The sequence below is a fragment of the Pseudomonas sp. LB-090624 genome (assembly GCF_003205205.1).
GTDB lineage: Bacteria > Pseudomonadota > Gammaproteobacteria > Pseudomonadales > Pseudomonadaceae > Aquipseudomonas.
Genome location: NZ_QJRL01000003.1, coordinates 16,035 through 35,887, shown reverse-complemented (window position 1 = coordinate 35,887; position 19,853 = coordinate 16,035). Strand labels below are relative to the sequence as shown.

Below are 19,853 nucleotides of genomic sequence, written 5' to 3'. Positions count from 1 at the left end.
CCCGTGAATCGCCGTTCTCCGTCCACTTATCCACAGGCCCTGTCATGCCCGACTACGTTAACTGGCTGCGTCATGCCTCCCCGTACATCAATGCCCATCGCGACTGCACCTTCGTGGTCATGCTCCCTGGCGATGGGGTGGAACACCCCAATTTCGGCAATATCGTCCACGACCTGGTGCTGCTGCACAGCCTGGGCGTGCGCCTGGTGCTGGTGCATGGCTCGCGCCCGCAGATCGAAAGCCGCCTGGCCGATCGCGGCCTGACCCCGCACTACCACCGTGGCCTGCGCATCACCGATGCGGCCACGCTGGACTGCGTGATCGACGCCGTGGGCGCCCTGCGCCTGGCCATCGAGGCGCGCCTGTCGATGGACATCGCTGCTTCGCCGATGCAGGGCTCGCGCCTGCGCGTGGCGTCCGGCAACCTCGTCACTGCACGGCCGATCGGCGTGCTCGAAGGGGTGGACTACCACCACACCGGCGAAGTCCGCCGGGTCGACCGCAAGGGCATCAGCCGCCTGCTCGACGAGCGGTCCATCGTGCTGTTGTCGCCGCTGGGCTACTCGCCCACGGGTGAAATCTTCAACTTGGCCTGCGAAGACGTTGCCACCCGCGCGGCCATCGAGCTGGGTGCCGACAAGTTGCTGCTGTTCGGCGCCGAGCCGGGCCTGCTGGATGCCGACGGCAAGTTGGTACGCGAGCTGCGCCCGCAGCAGGTAGCGCCGCACCTGCAGCGTTTGGGCAGCGATTACCAGGGCGAACTGCTGGATGCTGCCGCCGAAGCCTGCAAAGGCGGCGTGGCGCGTAGCCATATTGTCAGTTATGCCGAGGATGGCGCCCTGCTGACCGAGCTGTTCACCCGAGGCGGTGGCGGTACGCTGGTGTCACAGGAGCAGTTTGAAGTGGTGCGCGAGGCGACCATCGAGGACGTAGGCGGCTTGCTGGAGCTGATCAGCCCACTGGAAGAGCAGGGCATCCTGGTACGCCGCTCGCGCGAGGTCCTGGAGCGCGAGATCGAGCAGTTCAGCGTGGTCGAGCGCGAAGGCATGATCATCGCCTGCGCGGCGTTGTACCCGATTGCCGATTCCGAGGCTGGGGAGCTGGCATGCCTGGCGGTGAACCCGGAATACCGCCATGGTGGGCGTGGGGACGAGTTGCTGGAGCGTATCGAGAGCCGGGCGCGGGACATGGGCCTCAATACCTTGTTCGTGCTTACCACGCGTACCGCTCACTGGTTCCGCGAACGTGGCTTTGCGCCGAGTGGCGTGGAGCGGCTGCCGGCGGCCCGGGCTTCGCTGTACAACTATCAGCGCAATTCGAAGATTTTCGAGAAACCGCTATAGGCCTGTGCCCGCGAAGCCGGCGACACCGGTCTCAACCAAAAACGCCGCCCTTGAGGGGCGGCGTTTTTGTTTACACGGTGTGCAGGTACCAGTTGTACTCGAGGTCGGAGATCGAGTGCTCGAACTCCTCCAGCTCGCTTTCCTTGCACGCGACGAAGATGTCGATGTACTTCGGATCGATGTACTTGTTGAGGATCTCGCTGTCGTCCAGCTCGCGCAGGGCATCGCGCAGGTTGTTCGGCAGGCTCTGCTCCAGCTGCTCGTACGAGTTGCCTTCGATCGGCGCGCCTGGCTCGATCTTGTTGGTCAGGCCATGGTGCACGCCAGCCAGCACGGCAGCCATCATCAGGTACGGGTTGGCGTCGGCACCCGCGACGCGGTGCTCGATGCGCACTGCATCGGCCGAGCCGGTTGGTACGCGTAGCGCTACGGTGCGGTTGTCCAGGCCCCAGCTTGGCGCGTTCGGTACGTAGAACTGCGCGCCAAAGCGGCGGTACGAGTTGACGTTCGGGCAGAGGAACGCCATGGACGCAGGCAGGGTCTCGAGCACACCGCCGACAGCGTGACGTAGCGCGGCGTTCTGCTCGGGATCCTCGCTGGTGAAGATGTTATTGCCATCTTTGTCCAGCACGGAAATGTGTACATGCAGGCCGTTACCTGCCTGGCCCGGGTAGGGCTTGGCCATGAAGGTGGTGTCCATTTCATGGTCGTACGCAATGTTCTTGATCAAGCGCTTGAGCAGTACCGCGTAGTCGCAGGCCTTGAGCGGGTCGGCCACGTGGTGCAGGTTGACTTCGAACTGCGCCGGGGCGCTTTCCTTGACGATGGCGTCGGCCGGGATGCCCTGTTCCTTCGCGCCTTCCAGGATATCCTGCAGGCAATCGGCATATTCGTCGAGGTCGTCGATCAGGTACACCTGAGTCGACTGCGGACGCTTGCCCGAGATTGGCGAGCGCGGCGGCTGAGGGCGGCCATTCACGTTCTCCTGATCGATCAGGTAGAACTCCAGCTCGAATGCGGCACAGATGGTCAGGCCCATATCGGTGAACTTGCTCACCACCTGGCGCAGCACTTCGCGCGGGTCGGCGAAGAACGGTTCGCCTTCCAGCTCGTGCATGGTCATCAGCAGCTGGGCGGTAGGGCGTTTTTGCCACGGCTCGTTACAGAGCGTGTCGGGGATTGGATAGCAGATGCGATCAGCATCGCCGATATCCAGACCCAGCCCGGTGCTTTCGACGGTGGAACCGTTGATGTCCAGGGCGAAGAGGGAGGCCGGCAGGTTGATGCCTTTCTCGTAAACCTTGTGGAGGCTGGTGCGCTCAATGCGCTTGCCACGCACCACACCATTCATATCTGCAATCAGAAGGTCAACGTAGAGAACCTCAGGATGTTCCTTAAGGAACGCGTTCGCTTCGTTAAGCTGAACGGCACGCGGGGGTACCGACATGATGCAACACCTTTGTTGTTAAAAATATCAATCAAGGGGGGCTTGCAGGACCAGTCAATCGAAAAGCCATACTGATGTCAAGCCAACCCCATGACGCCCTGAAATGGCACATCTACGGCAGATTTGCTGCATATCGGGGCGTGCCATTATCCGCTATTTCTCTTGTAAAGGGCTATCTCAAGCTCGCCGTGTTTTATTTTTTACGCGGGTGTTGTGTAAAAAAATGAACAAGGCTAAGCTCGGTCTCAACCCAGAACACAATAATACGAGGGTCACATGGTCCGCTTGCCGCGACCTGAAAGCACTGCCTGCGCAGTGCCAACGGGTACCTCTTTCGTTTTTGCAAGCTTCGTCAATGGCGTGGCCGCCCTGGCCGCAATAATTGACGCTTGGCGCCTTCGGACCCGTCCTCGTAGCGGCATGCCGCCCTTGATTTCGTTTTCCTGCCCTTCCAACTCATACGGACACGCTTGTTTTCAGTGTATCCAGTGTCCGCCTGCGCGGGGGTTTTTGCTTTAGCAATCTACTCCATCCAGAATCAAGGCGCGGACCACCTTACCTCCTGAGGTATTTATGAGTAACAACCTCGACCAGCTCACCGATTGGTTGAAAGAGCACAAGATCACCGAAGTCGAATGCATGATCAGTGACCTGACCGGCATCACGCGCGGCAAGATTTCGCCCACCAACAAATTCATCGCCGAAAAAGGCATGCGCCTGCCCGAGAGCGTGCTGCTGCAAACCGTGACTGGCGACTACGTCGACGACGACATCTATTACGAACTGCTCGATCCGGCCGACATCGACATGATCTGTCGCCCCGACGAGAACGCCGTGTTCCTTGTGCCGTGGGCCATCGAGCCCACGGCCCAGGTGATCCACGATACCTACGACAAAAAGGGCAACCCGGTAGAGCTGTCGCCGCGCAACGTGTTGAAGAAAGTCCTCAAACTCTACGCCGACAAGGGCTGGCAGCCGATTGTCGCGCCCGAGATGGAGTTCTACCTGACCAAGCGTAGCGAAGACCCGGACTTCCCGTTGCAGCCACCGGTAGGCCGCTCCGGCCGCCCGGAAACCGGCCGCCAGTCGTTCTCGATCGAAGCTGCCAACGAATTCGATCCGCTGTTCGAAGATGTCTACGATTGGTGCGAACTGCAGCAGCTGGACCTCGACACGCTGATCCACGAGGACGGCACGGCGCAGATGGAAATCAACTTCCGTCACGGCGACGCCCTGCACCTGGCCGACCAGATTCTGGTGTTCAAACGCACCATGCGCGAGGCAGCGCTCAAGCACAACGTGGCCGCCACCTTCATGGCCAAGCCGATGACCGGCGAGCCGGGCAGTGCCATGCACCTGCACCAGAGCGTGGTTGACGTGGCCACCGGCAAGAACATCTTCAGCAATGCCGACGGCAGCATGAGCGAGCTGTTCCTGCACCACATCGGTGGCTTGCAGAAGTTCATCCCCGAGGCCCTGCCGCTGTTCGCCCCCAACGTCAACTCGTTCCGCCGCTTCCTGCCCGACACCTCGGCGCCGGTGAACGTGGAGTGGGGCGAAGAGAACCGCACCGTCGGCCTGCGCGTACCGGATGCCGGCCCACAAAGCCGCCGGGTCGAGAACCGCCTGCCGGGCGCCGACGCCAACCCTTATCTGGCCATCGCCGCCAGCCTGCTGTGCGGCTATATCGGCATGGTCGAAGGCATCGAGGCCAGCGCGCCAGTGCAGGGCCGTGGTTACGAACGCCGCAACCTGCGCCTGCCCCTGACCATCGAAGATGCCTTGGAACGCATGGAAAACAGCCGTGCGCTCGTCCAGTACCTGGGCAAGAAATTCATTACCGGTTACGTCGCCACCAAGCGTGCCGAGCACGAAAATTTCAAACGCGTCATCAGCTCCTGGGAGCGTGAGTTCCTGCTGTTCGCTGTCTGATCAACCCTGAGGCCGCCCGCGCGGCCGCCGGAAAATGGAGAGGCACATGAGCGTCATCAACCCGCAAACCCGTGAATGGCAAACCCTGAGCGGCGAGCACCACCTGGCACCCTTCAGTGATTACAAGCAGCTGAAGGAGAAGGGGCCGCGCATCATCACCAAGGCCCAGGGTGTGCATTTGTGGGATAGCGAGGGGCACAAGATTCTCGACGGCATGGCCGGCCTGTGGTGCGTGGCGGTCGGCTACGGCCGTGAGGAACTGGTACAGGCGGCCGAAAAGCAGATGCGCGAGCTGCCGTACTACAACCTGTTCTTCCAGACCGCCCACCCGCCAGCGCTGGAGCTGGCCAAGGCGATCACTGACGTGGCGCCGGAGGGCATGACCCATGTGTTCTTCACCGGCTCTGGCTCCGAAGGCAACGACACTGTGCTGCGCATGGTCCGCCACTACTGGGCGCTGAAGGGCAAGCCACACAAGCAGACCATCATCAGCCGGGTCAACGGCTACCACGGCTCTACCGTGGCCGGCGCCAGCCTGGGCGGTATGAGCGGCATGCACGAGCAGGGCGGCTTGCCGATTCCGGGCATCGTGCATATCCCGCAGCCTTACTGGTTCGGTGAAGGCGGCGACATGACCCCGGATGAATTCGGTGTCTGGGCTGCCGAGCAATTGGAGAAGAAAATTCTCGAAGTTGGCGAAGACAATGTCGCCGCCTTTATCGCCGAACCTATCCAGGGTGCCGGTGGCGTGATCATCCCGCCCGAGACCTACTGGCCGAAGGTGAAGGAGATCCTCGCCAAGTACGACATCCTGTTTGTCGCCGACGAAGTGATCTGTGGTTTCGGCCGTACCGGCGAGTGGTTCGGCTCTGACTACTACGGCCTCGAACCTGACCTGATGACCATCGCCAAGGGCCTGACGTCCGGTTACATCCCCATGGGCGGTGTGATTGTGCGTGACACCGTGGCCAAGGTGATCAGCGAAGGCGGTGACTTCAACCATGGTTTCACCTACTCCGGCCACCCGGTGGCGGCTGCGGTGGGTCTGGAAAACCTGCGCATCCTGCGCGACGAGAAAATTGTCGAGAAGGCGCGTACGGAAGCGGCACCGTATTTGCAAAAGCGGTTGCGTGAGCTGCAGGACCACCCGCTGGTGGGCGAGGTACGTGGCCTGGGCCTGCTCGGCGCGATCGAGCTGGTCAAGGACAAGGCCACCCGTAGCCGTTACGAAGGCAAGGGCGTGGGCATGATCTGCCGCAACTTCTGCTTTGAAAACGGCCTGATCATGCGCGCGGTGGGTGACACCATGATCATCGCGCCGCCGCTGGTGATCAGCCATGCGGAGATCGACGAGCTGGTGGAAAAGGCGCGCAAATGCCTGGACCTGACGCTCGAAGCGATCAACTGAGCACCTGCTAGGCTAGCGATGTGACATTAAGTCGTTACAACGCCCTGCTTTCCTTGAAACAGGGCCTTGTAACTTGCCAGACTAGCGACTGTTTCAGTCGCCGCGCGCTCTGCACCGTGGGTCCTGGCTGCTGAACGGAAGGCTAAACAAAAAATTCTGGAGCATTACGCATGAAGAAAATGGGCAAGACGTTGCTGGCCGCCGCCCTTATGGGTGCCATGGCCTCCGCTGTTCAGGCTGAAGACAAGGTGTTGAACGTCTACAACTGGTCGGACTACATCGCTCCGGACACTATCGCCAAGTTCGAGAAACAGACTGGCATCAAGGTCAAGTACGACGTTTTCGACAGCAACGAAACCCTTGAAGCCAAGCTGCTGGCCGGCAAATCGGGTTACGACATCGTGGTGCCGTCCAACAACTTCCTGGCCAAGCAAATCAAGGCTGGCGTGTACGAAGAACTGGACCGTTCCAAGCTGCCGAACTGGAAGAACCTCGACGAAGACCTGCTCAAGGCCGTCGGCGATGCCAGCGACCAAGGCAACAAGCACGCCTTCCCGTACATGTGGGGCTCGATCGGCATCGGCTACAACCCGGAGAAGGTCAAGGCCGCGCTGGGTGTGGACAAGATCGACTCGTGGGACGCGGTGTTCAAGCCTGAGAATATCGCCAAGCTCAAGAGCTGCGGTGTGAGCTTCCTGGATGCCCCGACCGAAATGCTGCCGGCCGCGCTGCACTACCTGGGCCTGCCAAGCAACAGCACCAAGAAAGAAGACCTGAAGGCCGCCGAGGACCTGTTCCTCAAGATCCGTCCTTCGATCACCTACTTCCATTCGTCCAAGTACATCGGCGACATGGCCAACGGCAACATCTGCGTGGCCGTCGGTTACTCGGGTGACCTGGAGCAGTCCAAGGCCCGCGCCCACGAAGCTGGTGACAAGGTGAAAGTGGACTACGTCATTCCGAAAGAAGGTGCCGGTACTTTCTACGACATGGTCGCCATCCCTAAAGATGCCGAGCACAAAGACGCTGCCTACCAGTTCATGAATTTCCTGATGCAGCCGGAAATCATGGCTGAGATCACCAATGCCGTGCGCTTCCCGAACGGCAACAAGGCGGCCACCCCGATGGTGGACAAGGACATCTCCAGCGACCCAAGCATCTACCCGCCTGCCGAAGTGAAGAAGCAGCTGTACGCGATCGCTGCACCTGATGCTTCGGTACAGCGCGTGATCACCCGCAGCTGGACCAAGATCAAGTCGGGCAAGTAAGCCCGATGAAACATCCCTGGGCTGGGGATTCCCGGCCCAGGGCCTGTGAAAGGCAATTGATGATTGCGGCATCGAAGCTGCGAAGGTAAGTTGCGCGCCGGTTTTGCGTGTGCGGCAGCATTGTCGCTACCCAGGCACTGATTGTGAGGACCACCCACTTGTCTATTTCTGTATTCCGCAAGGCCTTGATGGCCGGCGCGGGCCTGACGCTGGCATGCAGCGTCCAAGCGGCGCCAACGGTGCACTTCTATAACTGGTCCGACTACATCGGCCCGACCACACTCGCGGACTTCGAGAAAGCCACGGGCATCAAACCCGTGCAGGATGTATTCGACTCCAACGAAACCCTGGAAGGCAAGCTGCTGGCCGGCAACACCGGCTATGACGTGGTAGTGCCGTCCAACCATTTCCTCGGCAAGCAGATCAAGGCGGGCGCTTTCCAGAAGCTCGACAAGAACCTGCTGCCCAACTATTCCAACCTCGACCCGGCGTTGATGAAGCGCCTGGAAAAGAACGACCCGGGCAACCAGTACGCGGTGCCTTACCTGTGGGGCACCAACGGCATCGGTTACAACGTCGACAAGGTCAAGGCCGCGCTGGGCGTGGATACCATCGATTCCTGGGCCGTGCTGTTCGAGCCCGAAAACATGAAAAAGCTCTCCAAGTGCGGTGTGGCCTTCCTCGACTCGGCAGACGAAATGCTGCCAGCGGTGCTCAACTACATGGGCCTCAACCCCAACAGCACCGACCCCAAGGATTACGCCAAGGCCGAGCAGAAGCTGCTGGCGGTGCGCCCGTACGTGACCTACTTCCACTCGTCCAAGTACATCACCGACCTGGCCAACGGCGACATCTGCGTCGCGGCAGGTTTTTCGGGTGATGTGTTCCAGGCCAAGGCCCGCGCAGAAGAAGCGAAGAAGGGCGTGAACCTGGCCTACGCCATTCCCAAGGAAGGCGGCAACCTCTGGTTCGACGTGCTGGCGATCCCCAAGGACGCCAAGAACGTCAAGGAGGCGCACGCCTTCATCAACTATTTGCTGAAACCTGAGGTTATCGCCCAGGTCAGTGATTACGTCGGTTACGCCAACCCGAACCCCAAGGCTGGCGACCTGATGGACCAGGCCGTGAGGACTGACGCCGCGGTTTACCCACCGCAGGAAGTGCTGGACAAGATGTTCGTGAACTCAGAGTTGCCACCCAAGGTGCAACGGCTGATGACCCGTAGCTGGACCAAGGTCAAGTCGGGCAAGTAAAAATCCAGACCCGCGCCGGCACCTGCAGAACAGGCCACGCGGGCACAAAAATCTTGTTGGGAGTTTCACTCATGGCAGTTGCCTCCGGTGCCTATAAGAAAGCCCTCGAGGGTGGCCAGCAACCCAAGCAGGTGCTGGTCAAGATCGACCGGGTCACGAAAAAATTCGACGAAACCGTAGCCGTGGACGATGTGTCCCTGGAAATCCGCAAGGGCGAGATCTTCGCCCTGCTGGGTGGTTCCGGCTCTGGCAAGTCCACCTTGCTGCGCATGCTGGCTGGCTTCGAACGCCCGACTGAAGGGCGTATCTTCCTCGATGGCGTCGATATCACCGACATGCCGCCTTACGAGCGGCCGATCAACATGATGTTCCAGTCCTACGCGCTGTTCCCGCACATGACCGTGGCGCAGAACATCGCCTTTGGCCTGCAGCAGGACAAGATGGCCAAGGCCGAGATCGATGCCCGCGTGGCGGAGATGCTCAAGCTGGTGCATATGACCCAGTACGCCAAGCGCAAGCCGCACCAGCTGTCCGGTGGCCAGCGCCAGCGCGTGGCCCTGGCCCGCTCGTTGGCCAAGCGCCCCAAGCTGCTGCTGCTCGACGAACCGATGGGCGCGCTGGACAAGAAGCTGCGTTCGCAGATGCAGCTGGAACTGGTAGAGATCATCGAGCGCGTGGGCGTGACCTGCGTGATGGTGACCCACGACCAGGAAGAGGCCATGACCATGGCCCAGCGCATCGCCATCATGCACTTGGGCTGGATCGCCCAGATCGGCTCGCCGGTCGACATCTACGAGACACCTACCAGCCGCCTGGTGTGCGAGTTCATCGGTAACGTCAACCTGTTCGAAGGTGACGTGGTCGATGACGCCGAAGGCCACGCGATCATTGCCAGCCCAGAGCTGGAGCGCAAGATCTACGTCGGCCACGGCATCACCACCTCGGTGGAAGACAAGCACATCACCTACGCCCTGCGCCCGGAGAAACTGCTGGTCACCACCAAGCAGCCCGAGTTCGAGCACAACTGGTCGCGCGGCAAGGTCCACGATATCGCCTACCTGGGTGGCCACTCGGTGTTCTACGTCGAGCTGCCGAGCGGCAAGGTCGTGCAGTCGTTCGTCGCCAACGCCGAGCGCCAGGGCACGCGCCCGACCTGGGGCGATGAAGTGTACGTCTGGTGGGAAGACGACAGCGGCGTGGTACTGCGGTCATGAAACTGCGCAAGCTCAAGCGAGCCTTCCAGCGCATTACCCCGGAGGGGCGACACCTGGTGATCGGCGTGCCGTTCATCTGGCTGTTCCTGTTCTTCATGCTGCCGTTCTTCATCGTGCTGAAGATCAGCTTCGCCGAAGCCGACGTCGCGATCCCGCCGTACACCGAGATCTACACCTACGTCGGAGACAAGATCCAGCTGGTGCTCAACCTGGCCAACTACGGCCTGCTGACCGAGGATGAGCTGTATATTTCGGCTTACCTTGGCTCGCTGAAGATGGCCTTCTTCAGCACCCTGTTGTGCCTGCTGATCGGCTACCCAATGGCTTATGCCATTGCCAACGCCAAGAAGGAAACCCAGACCGTCCTGCTGCTACTGATCATGATGCCGACCTGGACGGCGATCCTGATTCGCGTCTACGCGTGGATGGGTATCCTCAGCAACAACGGCCTGCTCAATGGCTTCCTGATGTGGACCGGGCTGATCGACCAGCCGTTGCAGATCCTCAACACCAACCTGGCGGTGTACATAGGCGTGGTCTATTCGTATCTGCCGTTCATGATCCTGCCGCTGTTCGCCAACCTGGTGAAGCACGACCCTTCGCTGCTGGAGGCTGCTTCGGACCTGGGGTCGAGTACCTTCAACAGCTTCTGGAAAATTACCGTGCCGCTGTCGAAGAACGGCATCATCGCCGGTTGCATGCTGGTGTTCATCCCGGTGGTGGGCGAGTTCGTGATCCCTGAACTGCTCGGCGGCCCGGAAACCCTGATGATCGGTAAAGTGCTGTGGCAGGAGTTCTTCAACAACCGCGACTGGCCGGTGGCATCTGCCCTGGCGGTGGTGATGCTGGCGATCCTGATCGTGCCGATCCTGCTGTTCAACCGTAGCCAGGCCAAAGAGATGGAGGGCCGCGCATGAAACGCTTCAGTTTCTCCAAGCTGATGCTGGTGCTCGGCTTGCTGTTCATCTACCTGCCGATGCTGATCCTGGTGATCTACTCGTTCAACGCCTCCAAGCTGGTGACGGTGTGGGGCGGCTGGTCGATCAAGTGGTACGTCGGCCTGCTCGACAACACCCAGCTGATGGGTTCGGTGATGCGCTCGCTGGAAATTGCCTGCTACACGGCGGTGGCTGCGGTGGCGCTGGGTACCCTGGCGGCCTTCGTGCTGACCCGGGTCACCCGGTTCAAGGGCCGGACGCTGTTCGGTGGCCTGGTCACCGCGCCGCTGGTAATGCCCGAAGTGATCACCGGTCTGTCGCTATTGCTGCTGTTCGTGGCCATGGCGCAGATGATCGGCTGGCCGCAGGAGCGCGGTATCGTCACCATCTGGATCGCCCATACAACGTTCTGTGCGGCGTATGTGGCGGTGGTGGTGTCGGCTCGCCTGCGTGAGCTGGACCTGTCGATCGAGGAGGCGGCGATGGACCTGGGTGCCAAGCCGTGGAAGGTGTTCTTCCTGATCACCATCCCGATGATCGCGCCATCGCTGGCGGCGGGCGGCATGATGTCGTTCGCCCTGTCGCTGGACGACCTGGTACTGGCCAGCTTCGTGTCCGGCCCGGGCTCGACCACCTTGCCGATGGAAGTGTTCTCGGCGGTGCGCCTGGGCGTGAAGCCTGAAATCAACGCAGTGGCCAGCCTGATTTTGCTGTCTGTATCGCTGGTCACCTTCTTTGTCTGGTTCTTCAGCCGCCGTGCCGAAGAGCGTCGTCGCAAGGCGATTCAGCAGGCAATCGAAGAGGGTGCGGCGGCCAACGCTTCGCAGCCGCAGGTCAAGCGACCGAGCCAGCTCACGGCTTCAGCGTGATATAGCGCCTGTTCGCGGCGAGCCATTGCCGCGAACAGGCTCGTACAAGCTCCGAAATTACCTGGCTGATATTCACCAGATTTTCTTAGCTCATTCGGCATATCATAATTATTGGCGTACATTGCCCATGCTGATCTGGGTGGCAAATGCGCTTGTCCTGCCGTTGTTGTTAACAGGCACGCTGGACGTACCTGCATTAGAGTTAAGGGCTTGTGCGGCCGCTGCGTGATTAGCTGAGTTTCCTGTAGCTTTACTGAAAGTTGGTGGTGGGGTCTCTGGGGGATTTACAGCTTCACTGTAAGAAGGTGGTGGGGGCTCTGTAGGGGCACTAGGCCTTGCGCGATTTATAGCTTGACTGTGAGAGGGTGGTAAATTTTCAGGGCGAGGGGCCGGCCGAGCAGCGTTAATGGTGCGCATTTTTTGCATAGCAAGTCGCCCAGCACCTATAATCAGTAGGGTTGCTAAGGAAAGAAATCCTCCAGCCATTTCTAGTTTTTTGGACTTTGTAATCATTCCAGCGATCGCCAGCCCGCTTCCCACAAGCCCGGTGGCGAGTGCAGTATAATGAAGCCCCGCCCCAATGATACCGAAACTTAAGTGCCCTGTGGGATCAACGCGATTTACCGGGTCACCCGCACAATACATATAAGCGTTCAACCCACCTTTCCCGAAGGGGCTAAGATTATCTGGGCTGCAGAACCTCTCGAGCGTGGGATTATACAGACGATACCCATTACCGAGCGCATAGCAGCCTGTTGCTGAATCCAGCGGCTCGCCGTTGAATGCCAAGAGGGTATTCGATTCGCTACGGGCGTTGCAGTGGCCATAAGGGCTGTAGGGATACGCCTTCAGCGCGGCATGCCCTAACTCGGTCATGACGGTGTCGTTATTGCTAACGCCTATGAGTAAGTGACCTTCGTCAGCAACTGAGGCGCGTTGCGCTAAAAGACCACCCGCATGCCGGAAGACCGAATGTGTCAGAGAGCCTTTGACTTCGGTAGAAACACGGCTGTTCTGATAGAAGCGCAGTGTTTGTTTGGGAGCGGCCACGAAACCTCCAGGGCGGCGAAGTTGAGCATAGCGCTACCTGGCTATTGCTCGCATAGGTGGAAACATCAGGTTGAGCACAGTGTGCGGTGGGGTTGAATGCCCGGCAACTGGTAGAAATGTCAGGTCATCAGTAAGCATTCGTGCTGAATCCGAGACCTCTTGCATGCCCGGATTTTTACCTTTTCAAGGCGGCTGCTTCGGCTAAGTTCGGCCCTTTCGCCATGCGCACGGCGGGACAGGTAACAAAAATGCCAGCGTGACCCACGTCAGTGATGTTTATCGAACCCTGAACTACGCTCACAGTCGCATTCCACAAATCATTTGTGCACAAGCAAGGAGCCAGCATGGCGTTGATACGTCCGCTGTCGGTCGTCTGCCTCGGGCTGCTTTACATGCTCACTGGCTGTAGCAAGGAAGAGGTCCCCGAGACATTGCCTCGGGTCGGCGTGCAACAGGTTCAGCCCACCGATTTCGCTGCCAGGGTCACCCTGACCGGCGACGTACAGGCGCGCGTGCAGACCGACCTGTCGTTCCGCGTTGGCGGCAAGATCATTTCGCGCAGTGTGGACGTGGGCGATCATGTGAAGGCTAACCAGGTGCTGGCGCGGCTGGACCCGAAAGACCTGCAGAACAACGTCAACTCGGCCAAAGCCGAGGTCTTCGCCGCGCAGGCGCGGGTTACCCAGACCAGCGCGGCCTTCGTACGCCAGCAAAAGCTGCTGCCCAAGGGCTACACCAGCCAGAGCGAATACGATGCTGCCGAAGCCGCGCTGCGCAGCAATCAGAGCGCGCTCAAGGCCGCCCAGGCGCAACTGGCCAATGCCAACGAGCAACTCAGCTACACCGCACTGGTCTCAGAGGCCGCCGGGGTGATCACCGAGCGTCAAGCTGAAGTTGGCCAGGTGGTGCAAGCGACCATGCCGATCTTCAGCCTGGCCGTGGACGGTGATCGAGACGCGGTGTTCAACGTTTATGAATCCTTGTTGGTGGCACCGCCCAGCGATGCCGGGGTGATTGTCAGCCTGCTGGACGACCCTAAGGTCCAGGCGCACGGCTTTGTCCGTGAAATCACCCCTACCGTGTCGGCGCAAAGCGGCACGGTGCAGGTCAAGGTAGCCCTGAAGGACGTGCCACCGGGCATGCAACTGGGCGCGCCGGTAACCGCCAGCACCAATGCGGTGGGGCGGCCGAGCATCGAGCTGCCGTGGTCGGCTTTGACCAAGGCACTGCATGGGCCTGCCGTCTGGGTAGTGGGCGAAGGTGACAAGGTCGAATTGCGCAAGGTCGAGGTCAGCCGCTACCTGACCGGCAAGATCGTGATCGCCAGCGGCTTGAAGGCGGGCGAGACCGTGGTGGTCAATGGTAGCCAGCTGCTGCACCCGGGCATGCAGGTTGAGAAGGTCGATGCCAAGGCCCAAGGGGGTGAGTTATGACACGCCTGCTGCTGATGCTCTCGGCCGCCATGCTGCTGGCCGGCTGCGGAAGCGAGGAGCAAGCCCCAGAGCCGATCCGGCCGGTGCTGTCGGTGAAGGTGGAGCCCCAGGTACAGTCACAGCTGGGCCGCTTTGCCGGCAATATCGAAGCGCGCTTTGAAAGCACTTTGGGCTTTCGGGTTTCCGGGCGCATTGCCCGCCGCTGGCTGGATGTGGGCGCCCAGGTCAAGCCGGGCGATACGCTGGCCACGCTCGACCCCACCGACCAGCAGAACCAGCTGCGTGCCGCCGAAGGCGACCTGGCCAAGGTGCAGGCACAATGGATCAATGCCCAGGCAGATGCTCGGCGCCAGCAACAGCTGTATGACCGTGGCGTGGGTGCCCAGGCGCAGCTGGACATCGCCCAGACCAACCTGAAAACTACCAGTGCCGCGCTGGAGCAGGCGCGCTCGGCACTCAGCCAGGCCCGCGACCAGCTCGACTACAGCACCCTGCGCACCGACCACGCGGCGGTAATCACCGCCTGGCAGGCCGAAGCCGGGCAAACCGTGACCGCCGGGCAGGCCGTGGTGACCTTGGCCCGGCCCGATGTGAAGGAGGCAGTGATCGACCTGCCGATCGGCCTGGCTGAGCAACTGAACAAGGACCTGACCTTCACTGTCGCCTCGCAGCTCGACCCTACCATCAGCACCACCGCCACCCTGCGCGAGCTGGAGCCGCAGGCCGACCCGACAACCCGTACCCGCCGTGCGCGACTGACCTTGGCGAGCACCCCGGCAGCGTTCCACCTAGGCACTGCGATCAGTGTCACCCTGACTTCGCAAGTTTCCCCACGCAGCGAGCTGCCCCTGAGTGCCTTGCTCGAGCGTGACGGCAAGACCCAGGTGTGGGTGATCGACATCCAGCAGAAGACGGTTGCCCCTCGCGACGTCACCCTGATCGACCGCACGTCTGACAGCATCATCCTGGCTTCCGGCGTGCAGCCAGGCGAGCGTGTGGTGACTGCCGGCGTTAACAGCCTCAAGCCTGGCCAGAAGGTCGCCTTCGACGAGGATGCGCAATGAAAGGAAGCTTCAACCTGTCCGACTGGGCACTCAAGCATCAATCGTTCGTCTGGTACCTGATGTTCGTCGGCTTGCTGATGGGGATTTTTTCCTATTTCAACCTGGGCCGTGAGGAAGACCCGTCGTTCACCATCAAGACCATGGTCATCCAGACCCGCTGGCCCGGTGCAACCCAGGATGAAACCCTGTACCAGGTTACCGACCGCATCGAGAAGAAGCTCGAGGAGCTCGACTCGCTGGATTACACCAAGAGCTACACCCGCCCGGGCGAGTCCACGGTCTACGTGTACCTGCGTGACACCACCAAGGCCGAGGACATCCCGGAAATCTGGTACCAGGTGCGCAAGAAGATCCAGGACATTCGTGGCCAGTTCCCCGCCGGCATCCAGGGGCCTGGGTTCAACGACGAGTTCGGTGACGTGTTCGGCTCGATCTACGCTTTTACCGCCGACGGCCTGACCATGCGTCAGTTGCGTGACTATGTAGAGCAGGCGCGGGCCGAAGTACGCGATGTGCCCAACATCGGCAAGATCGAGTTTGTCGGTACCCAGGACGAAGTGCTGTACCTGAACTTCTCCACCCGCAAGCTGGCCGCCCTGGGCATAGACCAGCGCCAGGTCATGCAGGCCCTGCAAGCGCAGAATGCGGTCACCCCGGCCGGGGTGATCGAGGCTGGGCCGGAGCGTATCTCGGTGCGTACCTCCGGGCAGTTCGCCTCGGAAAAGGACCTGCAAACCGTCAACCTCAAGATCAACGACCGCTTCTTCCGCCTGGCTGATATCGCTGACATCGAGCGCGGCTATGTCGACCCGCCGTCACCGATGTTCCGGTACAACGGCCAGACCGCGATCGGCTTGGCCATTGGCATGAAGGCTGGCGGCAACATGCAGGTATTCGGTGCTGCGCTGAAAAAGCGCATGGACCAAGTGATCGAAGACCTGCCGATAGGTGTTGGCGTGCACACCGTGTCGGACCAGGCGGTGGTGGTCAAACAGGCGGTTGGCGGTTTTACCAGTGCGCTGTTCGAAGCGGTGGTGATCGTGCTGGCGGTGAGCTTCGTCAGCCTGGGCATGCGCGCAGGCTTGGTGGTGGCCTGCTCGATTCCGCTGGTGCTGGCGATGGTGTTCGTGTTCATGGAATACAGCGGCATCACCATGCAGCGGATTTCGCTGGGCGCGTTGATCATTGCCCTGGGGCTGTTGGTAGATGATGCGATGATCACCGTGGAGGTCATGGTCACCCGGCTGGAGATGGGCGAGAGCAAGGAGCAGGCGGCTACCTTTGCCTATACCTCCACGGCTTTCCCGATGCTCACCGGCACTCTGGTGACCGTGGCCGGCTTTGTGCCGATCGGCCTCAACGCCAGCTCCGCGGGCGAATACACCTACACCTTGTTCGCGGTCATTGCCGTGGCCTTGCTGGTGTCATGGATCGTTGCCGTGTTCTTCGCCCCAGTGCTGGGTGTGCATATTCTCAGCAGCAGCAGGCTCAAGGCTCACGAAGCCGAGCCTGGGCGGGTCGGCAGGGCGTTTGAAGGGGGGCTGCTGTGGTGCATGCGTCATCGCTGGCTGACGATCATCGGCACCATCCTGTTGTTTGCCCTGTCGCTGTTCTGCATGCGTTTCGTGCAGAACCAGTTCTTCCCCTCCTCGGACCGCCCAGAGATCCTGGTCGACCTGAACCTGCCGCAAAACGCTTCGATCGAGGAAACCCGAAAGGTGGTCGACCGTTTCGAGGCCCGCATCAAGGATGACCCCGATTTGGTGCATTGGAGCACCTACATTGGCCAGGGCGCCATCCGCTTCTACCTGCCCCTCGACCAGCAGTTGCAGAACCCGTATTACGCCCAGCTGGTCATTGTCAGCAAGGGCTTCGAAGAGCGCCAGGGCATGATCGAGCGCTTGCAGAAGATCCTGCATGAAGAATTCGTCGGCATCGGCACCAACGTGCAATCGCTGGAAATGGGCCCGCCGGTGGGTCGGCCGATCCAGTACCGGGTCAGTGGCTCCAGTATCGACGAGGTGCGCAAGCACGCCATCGACCTGGCCACCTTGCTTAACCAGAACGAGCACATCGGCGAGATGATCTATGACTGGAACGAGCCCGGTAAGGTGCTGCGCGTGGAGATTGCCCAGGACAAGGCGCGCCAGCTGGGGCTGTCGTCGGAAGACGTGGCCAATGTGATGAACAGCATCGTCAGTGGCGTGCAGATAACCCAGGTCAACGACAACATCTACCTGGTGAACGTGGTCGCCCGCGCCGAAGACAGCGAGCGCGGTTCGCCCGATACCCTGCAGAACCTGCAGATCCTCACCCCCAACGGCACCTCGATCCCACTGCTGTCGTTCGCCACCGTGCGCTACGAGCTGGAGCAGCCATTGGTATGGCGGCGCGACCGCAAACCGACCATCACCATCAAGGCCTCGGTCAACGGCGACATCCAGCCCACCGACCTGGTGGCCCAACTGAAGCCGAAAATTGACGAGTTCGCCAGCAAGCTGCCGGTCGGTTACGAAGTGGCCACGGGGGGTACGGTTGAAGAAAGCAGCAAGGCCCAGGGGCCGATCGCCAAGGTCCTCCCACTGATGCTGTTCCTGATGGCGACCTTCCTGATGATCCAGTTGCACAGCGTACAGAAGCTGTTCCTGGTGGTCAGCGTGGCGCCGCTGGGGTTGATTGGCGTGGTGTTGGCGCTGGTGCCTACGGGCACGCCGATGGGCTTTGTGGCGATCCTCGGCATTCTGGCGCTCGCGGGTATCATCATTCGCAACTCGGTGATCCTGGTGACCCAGATCGACGAGTTCGAAGCCCAGGGCTTCTCGCCGTGGGATGCGGTGGTGGAGGCTACCAATCATCGTCGTCGGCCTATCCTGCTGACTGCGGCGGCGGCGAGCCTGGGCATGATCCCGATTGCCCGCGAGGTGTTCTGGGGCCCGATGGCCTACGCGATGATTGGCGGGATCATCGTGGCCACCTTGCTGACGCTGCTGTTCCTACCGGCACTGTACGTGGCCTGGTACAAGATCCGCGAGCCGCAGAAACAGAACTGAAGCCTTGTACGGACCTTGTGGGAGCGGGTGATCCCGCTCCCACAGGGGGTTCTGGCGCCTGCGAAATCGTGAATTTATTTTGGTTATATAAAAATTCTTAAACAGTATTTTTAAGAATAACTCCGCCTCACTACTATTGCCCTCAAGCCAGGCGCAAATCCCCTTCAAACCTCTGCCCGGCACCTCACTCCAAGGAGAACGAGCATGAGTGCATCCCTGCGTAGCATCGACGGTCAGGACGAAGCCACCATTCTGCGGGAAATCCAGAGCGCCCTGCGCGACCTGCGGTTCGGTGCGGTGGAGATCACTGTGCACAACGCTCAGGTCGTCCAGATCGAGCGCAAGGAGAAGTTCCGCCTGCAACAGCCCGGCAACAAGACCGGCTGATCGCGCCACCCATTCAAAACTAGAAAAATGCCAATCGGGAGCTTCACCATGTCCATCCGCCGTTATGCGCTCGCCGCCCTGGCCAGTGCTGTTTTTGCCGGTTCCGCCATCGCCAAGGACTACGAACTGCTGAACGTGTCCTACGACCCGACCCGTGAGCTGTACCAGCAGTATAACGCCGAGTTCATCAAGCACTGGCAGCAGGCCCACCCGGGCGACAAGGTGAAGATCCAGCAATCCCACGGTGGCTCGGGCAAACAGGGGCGTGCGGTGATCGACGGCCTGCGTGCCGACGTGGTGACCCTGGCCCTGGCCGGTGACATCGACGAAATCGCCAAGCTGGGCAAGACCCTGCCGGACAACTGGCAAACCCGCCTGCCGGACGCCAGCACCCCGTATACCTCGACCATCGTGTTCCTAGTACGCAAGGGCAACCCGAAGGGCATCAAGGACTGGGGCGACCTGATCAAGAAGGACGTGTCGGTCATTACCCCCAACCCGAAAACCTCTGGCGGTGCGCGCTGGAACTTCCTCGCCGCCTGGGCCTACGGCCTGAAGACCGGCGGGAGCGAAGATAAGGCCAAGGCATATGTCCAGGAGCTGTTCAAGCACGTACCTGTGCTGGACACCGGCGCCCGTGGCTCGACCATCACCTTCGTCAACAACGGCCAGGGCGACGTGTTGCTGGCCTGGGAAAACGAAGCTTTCCTGGCGCTGAAGGAAGACGGCGGGGCTGACAAGTTCGACATCGTCGTACCGTCGCTGTCGATCCTGGCCGAGCCGCCGGTCGCGGTGGTGGACAAGAACGCCGAGAAGAAGGGCAATACCGAGATTGCCACCGAGTACCTGAAGCACCTGTACAGCCCGGCCGGGCAGAAGATTGCTGCGGAGAACTTCTACCGCCCGCGTGACGAGAAAGTGGCTGCCGAGTTCGGCAAGCAGTTCCCGAAACTCGACCTGGTGACCATCGACAAGGATTTTGGTGGTTGGAAGACGGCACAACCGAAATTCTTCAATGATGGCGGTGTGTTCGACCAGATCTATCAGGCACAGTAAACGCCAAGGAAAAGCGGGGGCCGCCTTGCGGCCCATTCGCGGCACAAGGCCGCTCCCACAAAGAGCCGCGATCCCCCTGTGGAACCGCGGCCCCTGTGGGAGCGGCCTTGTGCCGCGAATGGGCTGCAAAGCAGCCCCAGG

At 60.7% G+C, this 19,853-nt stretch carries 15 protein-coding genes; 13 read left to right on the top strand and 2 right to left on the bottom strand.

Translation table 11 applies throughout. The features are described 5' to 3' along the window. Positions 1 to 44: 44 nt before the first annotated feature. Entirely contained in the window at positions 45 to 1,343 is a 1,299-nt protein-coding gene (gene argA / locus DMX11_RS04025) for an amino-acid N-acetyltransferase (protein WP_110743333.1), read from the top strand. A gap of 70 nt (positions 1,344 to 1,413) precedes the next feature. On the opposite strand, the gene DMX11_RS04020 is transcribed toward argA, so the two are convergent. Beyond that, positions 1,414 to 2,790 (bottom strand): glutamine synthetase family protein, encoded by a 1,377-nt coding sequence (locus DMX11_RS04020; RefSeq protein ID WP_014592784.1) that lies wholly within the window; start codon positions 2,788 to 2,790, stop codon positions 1,414 to 1,416. Between the two features lie 573 nt (positions 2,791 to 3,363). Between DMX11_RS04020 and DMX11_RS04010 the strand changes: the two genes are divergently transcribed. The 7 genes from DMX11_RS04010 (at position 3,364) to DMX11_RS03980 (ending at position 11,672) form a co-directional block, all read left to right on the top strand. Continuing rightward, positions 3,364 to 4,722 carry a glutamine synthetase family protein gene (locus DMX11_RS04010; protein WP_009681719.1) on the top strand — a complete coding sequence of 453 codons (1,359 nt, stop codon included), beginning with the start codon at positions 3,364 to 3,366 and terminating at the stop codon, positions 4,720 to 4,722. 46 nt (positions 4,723 to 4,768) lie between these two features. Next, a complete protein-coding gene (locus DMX11_RS04005) occupies positions 4,769 to 6,130 on the top strand; it encodes an aspartate aminotransferase family protein (protein WP_110743332.1) in 1,362 nt (453 codons plus the stop codon). 170 nt (positions 6,131 to 6,300) lie between these two features. Beyond that, positions 6,301 to 7,398, top strand: coding sequence for a polyamine ABC transporter substrate-binding protein (locus tag DMX11_RS04000; RefSeq protein WP_110743331.1), 1,098 nt, complete (start codon positions 6,301 to 6,303; stop codon positions 7,396 to 7,398). 158 nt (positions 7,399 to 7,556) lie between these two features. After that, the gene (locus DMX11_RS03995) at positions 7,557 to 8,651 is read left to right on the top strand and encodes a polyamine ABC transporter substrate-binding protein (RefSeq protein WP_110743330.1); all 1,095 of its coding nucleotides are present in this window, start codon (positions 7,557 to 7,559) and stop codon (positions 8,649 to 8,651) included. 71 nt (positions 8,652 to 8,722) lie between these two features. After that, positions 8,723 to 9,865 carry a polyamine ABC transporter ATP-binding protein gene (gene potA, locus DMX11_RS03990; protein WP_110743329.1) on the top strand — a complete coding sequence of 381 codons (1,143 nt, stop codon included), beginning with the start codon at positions 8,723 to 8,725 and terminating at the stop codon, positions 9,863 to 9,865. Further along, positions 9,862 to 10,782, top strand: coding sequence for an ABC transporter permease subunit (locus tag DMX11_RS03985; protein ID WP_110743328.1), 921 nt, complete (start codon positions 9,862 to 9,864; stop codon positions 10,780 to 10,782). Before potA ends, DMX11_RS03985 begins: the two co-directional genes overlap by 4 nt. Next, positions 10,779 to 11,672, top strand: a complete 894-nt coding sequence (locus tag DMX11_RS03980; RefSeq protein ID WP_110743327.1) for an ABC transporter permease subunit — start codon at positions 10,779 to 10,781, stop codon at positions 11,670 to 11,672. Before DMX11_RS03985 ends, DMX11_RS03980 begins: the two co-directional genes overlap by 4 nt. 108 nt (positions 11,673 to 11,780) lie before the next feature. Here the strand turns inward: DMX11_RS03980 and DMX11_RS03975 are convergent, their stop codons facing one another. After that, positions 11,781 to 12,722, bottom strand: coding sequence for an RHS repeat-associated core domain-containing protein (locus tag DMX11_RS03975; protein ID WP_110743326.1), 942 nt, complete (start codon positions 12,720 to 12,722; stop codon positions 11,781 to 11,783). A gap of 344 nt (positions 12,723 to 13,066) precedes the next feature. On the opposite strand from DMX11_RS03975, the gene DMX11_RS03970 reads away from it, so the two are divergent. The 5 genes from DMX11_RS03970 to DMX11_RS03950 all read left to right on the top strand — a co-directional run bounded on the left by DMX11_RS03970 (position 13,067) and on the right by DMX11_RS03950 (position 19,712). Beyond that, entirely contained in the window at positions 13,067 to 14,155 is a 1,089-nt protein-coding gene (locus DMX11_RS03970) for an efflux RND transporter periplasmic adaptor subunit (protein WP_110743325.1), read from the top strand. After that, entirely contained in the window at positions 14,152 to 15,219 is a 1,068-nt protein-coding gene (locus DMX11_RS03965) for an efflux RND transporter periplasmic adaptor subunit (RefSeq protein WP_110743324.1), read from the top strand. Before DMX11_RS03970 ends, DMX11_RS03965 begins: the two co-directional genes overlap by 4 nt. Next, positions 15,216 to 18,269, top strand: coding sequence for an efflux RND transporter permease subunit (locus DMX11_RS03960; RefSeq protein ID WP_110743323.1), 3,054 nt, complete (start codon positions 15,216 to 15,218; stop codon positions 18,267 to 18,269). The genes DMX11_RS03965 and DMX11_RS03960 overlap by 4 nt, the downstream gene beginning before the upstream one ends. Positions 18,270 to 18,473: 204 nt before the next feature. Continuing rightward, positions 18,474 to 18,656, top strand: coding sequence for a sulfur starvation response protein OscA (oscA, locus tag DMX11_RS03955; protein ID WP_003258557.1), 183 nt, complete (start codon positions 18,474 to 18,476; stop codon positions 18,654 to 18,656). 48 nt (positions 18,657 to 18,704) lie between these two features. Further along, the gene (locus DMX11_RS03950) at positions 18,705 to 19,712 is read left to right on the top strand and encodes a sulfate ABC transporter substrate-binding protein (RefSeq protein ID WP_110632752.1); all 1,008 of its coding nucleotides are present in this window, start codon (positions 18,705 to 18,707) and stop codon (positions 19,710 to 19,712) included. The last annotated feature ends 141 nt before the right edge of the window (positions 19,713 to 19,853 follow it).

Coding starts and splice junctions, on each gene's coding strand:
- argA (WP_110743333.1), top strand. CDS start 45: ATGCCCGACTACGTTAACTGGCTGCGTCATGCCTCCCCGTACATCAAT.
- DMX11_RS04020 (WP_014592784.1), bottom strand. CDS start 2,790: ATGTCGGTACCCCCGCGTGCCGTTCAGCTTAACGAAGCGAACGCGTTC.
- DMX11_RS04010 (WP_009681719.1), top strand. CDS start 3,364: ATGAGTAACAACCTCGACCAGCTCACCGATTGGTTGAAAGAGCACAAG.
- DMX11_RS04005 (WP_110743332.1), top strand. CDS start 4,769: ATGAGCGTCATCAACCCGCAAACCCGTGAATGGCAAACCCTGAGCGGC.
- DMX11_RS04000 (WP_110743331.1), top strand. CDS start 6,301: ATGAAGAAAATGGGCAAGACGTTGCTGGCCGCCGCCCTTATGGGTGCC.
- potA (WP_110743329.1), top strand. CDS start 8,723: ATGGCAGTTGCCTCCGGTGCCTATAAGAAAGCCCTCGAGGGTGGCCAG.
- DMX11_RS03985 (WP_110743328.1), top strand. CDS start 9,862: ATGAAACTGCGCAAGCTCAAGCGAGCCTTCCAGCGCATTACCCCGGAG.
- DMX11_RS03980 (WP_110743327.1), top strand. CDS start 10,779: ATGAAACGCTTCAGTTTCTCCAAGCTGATGCTGGTGCTCGGCTTGCTG.
- DMX11_RS03970 (WP_110743325.1), top strand. CDS start 13,067: ATGGCGTTGATACGTCCGCTGTCGGTCGTCTGCCTCGGGCTGCTTTAC.
- DMX11_RS03965 (WP_110743324.1), top strand. CDS start 14,152: ATGACACGCCTGCTGCTGATGCTCTCGGCCGCCATGCTGCTGGCCGGC.
- DMX11_RS03960 (WP_110743323.1), top strand. CDS start 15,216: ATGAAAGGAAGCTTCAACCTGTCCGACTGGGCACTCAAGCATCAATCG.
- oscA (WP_003258557.1), top strand. CDS start 18,474: ATGAGTGCATCCCTGCGTAGCATCGACGGTCAGGACGAAGCCACCATT.
- DMX11_RS03950 (WP_110632752.1), top strand. CDS start 18,705: ATGTCCATCCGCCGTTATGCGCTCGCCGCCCTGGCCAGTGCTGTTTTT.